The organism is Flavobacteriales bacterium (assembly GCA_013214975.1).
Lineage (GTDB): Bacteria > Bacteroidota > Bacteroidia > DT-38 > DT-38 > DT-38.
The window spans coordinates 1-3,966 of the sequence record JABSPR010000319.1; the positions used below are offsets into that span (position 1 = coordinate 1).

Genomic DNA, 3,966 nt, shown 5'->3' on the forward strand with positions numbered 1-3,966 from the left:
CATTTTCTTTCATCACATTCTTCAGGGCCATAAAGCTTTCAATCGACAGCATATAATTTGGCTGTACCTCACCTTTCAACACATCCATTACAATTAGATCGTATTTTTTATCCGTGACTTGTACATAGTGTCTAGCATCGTCGACAATAAAATTATGCTTGTCTTCTTTGAAATTAAAATGATCTTTAGCTATCTGAAGGAGTCTTTTGTCTAAATCAACCGCATCAATTTTAAAATTTCTTTTCTGAAGCTCACTTACATTGCTTCCGCTTCCAAACCCCAGAACTAGAGCATCAGATCCCTCATCTATAACACTTCCGAAAATTGATATTAAATGCGGATAACTCCAATATGAAACTGCCTCCCCATCAATCATTGCACAATTGGTTTGAGCAACATTATTAACAACCATTCTCTTTTTATCGTTTCCATCAAAAAACCTGGTCTTCACTACTTTAATCTGACCTAAAACTCCTTCTGCAACCATTTCTACCTCATGTGCACCATATAACTTAGGCCTTACATTTTCTCTCACCACATAAAGACTTATACCTAACAGCCCAACTATAAAAGGTATCAATATTACAATCCGCTCGCTCTTATACAATAGGATAAGTGCTGTAGTAGAAACGAAGACAGCAAGAACTGTGGCAGGAATAGCTACTCCGAAATTGGGAATTATTATCAAACCAAAAAGGAATGAGGCAAGTATTCCTCCCATTGTAGAAATAGTAAAAATAATTCCTGATACCTTTCCAGTTAAATTCTCATTAACACTACTCGCTTTTATAATAATTGGCGATGTACAACCCAAAAACATCAAAGGAAATATAAGAATCGTTAAAGGGCTCAATATTACGGCAGATAGGAAACCATAATCATAAAAAAACAGCATTAAATAGTTAGAATAAAACGTCATTCCAACTATGAACAGCGACGCCACAAGTAAAAGATGAAGAAGAATCCGATTAGGTTCATCCTTGCCCTTGGCTAAATAACCACCAGCAAAATAACCTATCGCCAAAGCAAACAAAGTACTTGCAAGAACCGATGTCCAAAGTGTATGTGAAGAACCATAAAAAGGAGAAATAATTCTAACACTAAACATCTCCACCGCCATAACAGCAAATCCCTCTACGAAAGCAAGAATTAAATATTTTTTTGAAATTTTACTTAGCACGAAAATATTGTCATTTAAATATTACAAGTTGATTCTTAATGCAATAATAGATAATTTTAGGGCAATGTAAATTCAACAACCAAGCATACTTTGAGCCTCAAATCTTTTTATTTAAGAATCACAATTTTCAGCATTCTCGTTTCAATTTTATTTTGGGCCTTTACAATTGTGAATAAGCACGGCGAAGTAAGCCTTCTGAACAAAGAGAAAATGGGGTTCGGTGCGGAGAATCCTTTATTTGAGATGATGCTTGAAAGTAAATGAATAAACTACATCTCTACCTTCTAGCAATATCAATTACATTATACTCATGTAATTCAAATTTTGATAGCACCGATATAAAAAACGGAATCTATCATAATCAAGAACTTGAATGGAAGATGGCGATTCCTAAAGACTGGAAATCTATACCCAGAACACATAGAGAAAGGTGGACAAACGTAACTCTTGCTCGATATATGTATCAAGATCTTAGACCTGACTTCACTCACCTTCTTGGAATATATAAAGGTGAGGAAGACAAATGGAATTGCATGATTAGCAATATGGAATCGATGTCTTTTTTTAATAGAGTTGTATCCGAAAAAGAATTAATCGTTTACTATTCTCAAATCCTTTCCAAGGGGTTCGGCATTATGAAATTGAAAGAAGCAATTATAACCTCTAGTATTGACACTATAAACGGTGTTAACTTTAACAGACTAAATATTGATTTGGTATCACGAAAAAACAAACCTCTCTATAGCCAAATCATCTACCTCAAAATAATTAATGACAAACTACTAGAAGTAATTTTGACATATGATAATCTGGAAGACAAATCTACTATGCTTGATGCTTTTAGAAAATCAAACTTTGCAAGCCTGAAATAATTGACTTTAAGGAAGAGTAATTATTCTCTTTCTAATTCAATATTCAAAACGGCTGATTTAACTTCATCCGACTTTTTGTAATACTGCTCAACCGTTTTAGACACGTAGCCCGTTGCCTCAAAAGTTATCGAATAATCCACATCGGGATTAAGAATCATTAAATATTTACCTGTTAAAATATTTGTTTTATACTCCCCATGCCTAGCTCCCTCACTATCCTTAACTATTACCTTTCCTTTAATTGGAGAATGATTATCACCTGCGGATGTCAAAACTCCTTTAACCACTGTTAGCAACCTAAAAGGATACGGCATTCTAATAATAAAAATATCCTGGTCTCCTCTTCCCGAAGAAGAAACGGTAGAATAATACCCCCTCTCCCCGTCTGATGAGATCTCGAAATGCAAATCATCATTAACAGTATTAATCGGATATCCCAGATTCTCAGGAATATTCCATTTCCCATTATCGTCTATTACAGAACCAAATATATCGTAGCCTCCCATTGTATTATGCCCTTTAGATTGAAAGTATAAGGTATGATCATCAGAATCTACAAAAGTTGGCAATTCGTTATACGGAGTGTTTATTTGGGAGCCCAAATTATAAGGCACACTCCAATTACCATTATCCATTTTTTTAACGCGGTAGATATCTAACCCTCCATAACCTCCAGGCCTGTTACTTGCAAAATACATGATATTCCCATCGGCAGAAAGACTTGCACCTGTCTCTACATATTTACTGTTAATATTTTTTTCGAGTAATAAAGGAGATGACCAATCTGCACCTACAAAATCACTTTCGTACAAACTTCCTCCCTGTCCATTTTTATTTGCGCGATATATAATTAAAGTATTGCCATCTGCAGATAAACCAACAGCTGCATCGTGTAAATCACTATTAACCTCCATGTGTAATCTCTCCGGCACAGACCACGTTTCCTTCTCTTTTCTTGATATATAAATATCCTCAAAGAACTCTCCATAGTAATCTACTTTCCCGCCTGTACTACCTTCACGTCTAGATGTGAATATGAGGATTGACTCGTCGGCATTTATTAATGGTGCGTAATCAGAATGCGTAGAGTTTACTTTCTCTCCCATATTCAATACTTCAACATCAATTGGATTATCTGTTAACTTCTTGGCATATTTCGCAATTCTTATTTTCCGGTTAACAATTGAATCCACGTATTTTTTCTCTCCTTGAAAGCCTTTGTACTGCGTTAATCTGCTAATGCAGTCATCAAACCTACTTTCCGAATGGTAACATTGAGCTAAATAAAAATTTGATTCGTTATGCCCTTCTTTCGCAGCATGCTCGAGAAACTCAACAGCTTCCTTTTCATCCCCTTTTAATTCAATTAAACACTTTCCTATTTTAAAATTTATTGTAGCCGATTCTGGATCATGTTCATGAACATTACGCAATTCTGTTAATGCCTTAAAATAATTACCAAGCTCCATATAATAGTCAGCCTCAGCCAATGAGTTTTTCGTTTCCTTATCATACTTTACTTGCGCTATAAGGGTAACGTTTGACAGGAGAAAAAATAACAGAATAATATTTTTTGCAGATCTCATTTTCATTAACATTCTGTTCGCAAGACTTTGCGAATCGATAGACCTAATTTAATACAAAATCAACTATGTCACTAACTATATAATAATGAATGATTAATATTCAACAAATTGAAATCAGTATGTTTAAATTTACTTCAGCATTTCGAGTATGAAAAACAATATTTGTGTTCTATCTACATTCACTATCAACAGTAGTAGAGAAGTCCGTGGCATTCAATCAATGGCCAAATATTGCGCCATCGACTTCTACTTTTTAGCCTCATCCGATCAAGACAAAATAGTACTTTCACCCAATATTACAAAACTTCCATACAAGCGAGAAAAAAAA

At 34.7% G+C, this 3,966-nt stretch carries 3 protein-coding genes; 1 reads left to right on the plus strand and 2 read right to left on the minus strand.

Annotation, left to right across the window (positions count from 1 at the left end; all coding sequences use genetic code 11):
• Positions 1-1,180, minus strand: a 1,180-nt coding sequence (locus HRT72_10155; GenBank protein ID NQY68066.1) for a fused MFS/spermidine synthase, incomplete at its 3' end; no start/stop codon positions are given.
• A 260-nt stretch (positions 1,181-1,440) separates the two neighbouring features.
• On the opposite strand from HRT72_10155, the gene HRT72_10160 reads away from it, so the two are divergent.
• On the plus strand, positions 1,441-2,052 hold the full coding sequence (locus tag HRT72_10160) for a hypothetical protein (GenBank protein NQY68067.1): 612 nt from the start codon (positions 1,441-1,443) through the stop codon (positions 2,050-2,052).
• Positions 2,053-2,072: 20 nt separating this feature from the next.
• On the opposite strand, the gene HRT72_10165 is transcribed toward HRT72_10160, so the two are convergent.
• Positions 2,073-3,638 carry a PD40 domain-containing protein gene (locus tag HRT72_10165; protein NQY68068.1) on the minus strand — a complete coding sequence of 522 codons (1,566 nt, stop codon included), beginning with the start codon at positions 3,636-3,638 and terminating at the stop codon, positions 2,073-2,075.
• Between the last annotated feature and the right edge of the window lie 328 nt (positions 3,639-3,966).

Excerpts from the sequence above, each read along its gene's own strand:
- HRT72_10160 (NQY68067.1), top strand. The coding sequence starts at position 1,441 with ATGAATAAACTACATCTCTACCTTCTAGCAATATCAATTACATTATAC.
- HRT72_10165 (NQY68068.1), bottom strand. The coding sequence starts at position 3,638 with ATGAGATCTGCAAAAAATATTATTCTGTTATTTTTTCTCCTGTCAAAC.